General features: G+C 73.9%; 1 protein-coding gene. It reads left to right on the top strand.

Annotated features, from left to right (window positions below):
- Positions 1-61: 61 nt before the first annotated feature.
- Complete coding sequence (locus tag D9R02_RS11850; RefSeq protein WP_039100645.1) at positions 62-535, top strand: MarR family winged helix-turn-helix transcriptional regulator; 474 nt, start codon at positions 62-64, stop codon at positions 533-535.
- Positions 536-620 lie beyond the last annotated feature (85 nt).

A 620-nucleotide genomic window follows, 5' to 3' on the forward strand; every position in this document is an offset into this window, starting at 1 on the left:
CCCGCGGCCCCCGCACCCCGCGCGCGGACCGCGGACGAACGAGAAATGAAAGGATGGACCCGTGCAGAGCGAGGATTCCGTGAGCGAGCTGGTCTACGAGCACATGCTGCTCTCCCGATACGCCCTCCAGGGCGCGCCCCCGCAGTCACGCACCGAGGCGCTGGACCGCAGCTCCACCGTGCTCCTCGCCCGCCTGCAGGCCGGCGGCCCCATGAGCGTGGCCGAGCTCGCGCAGTCCTTCGGCCTGGACATCTCCACCGTCCACCGCCAGGTGGCCGCCGCCATGAAGAGCGGGCTGATCGAGCGCATCAAGGACCCCGAGGGTGGCGTGGCCCGCAAGCACCGCCCCACCGAGGAGGGCCTGCGGCGCCTCGAGGAGGAGTTCCACGCCCGCCGGGAGTCCTTCGAGCGCTTCACGCGGGACTGGTCCGCGGAGGACGTCGCCACCCTCGCCCACCTCACCCGCCGCTTCAACGAGAGCGTGGAGGCGAGCCTCGGCCACAGCTGGCCGCGCGACTACCCCACGGACTCCTAGCGCACGACGCCGCCCGGGCCATCCGCGCGCGGTGCCGCCGGATCCGCAGGAGCCCCGCGAACCCCCTCCCGGCGCGGTCCAGCCC

It is taken from the genome of Kocuria rhizophila (assembly GCF_003667225.1).
In the GTDB taxonomy this organism is placed as follows: domain Bacteria; phylum Actinomycetota; class Actinomycetes; order Actinomycetales; family Micrococcaceae; genus Kocuria; species Kocuria rhizophila.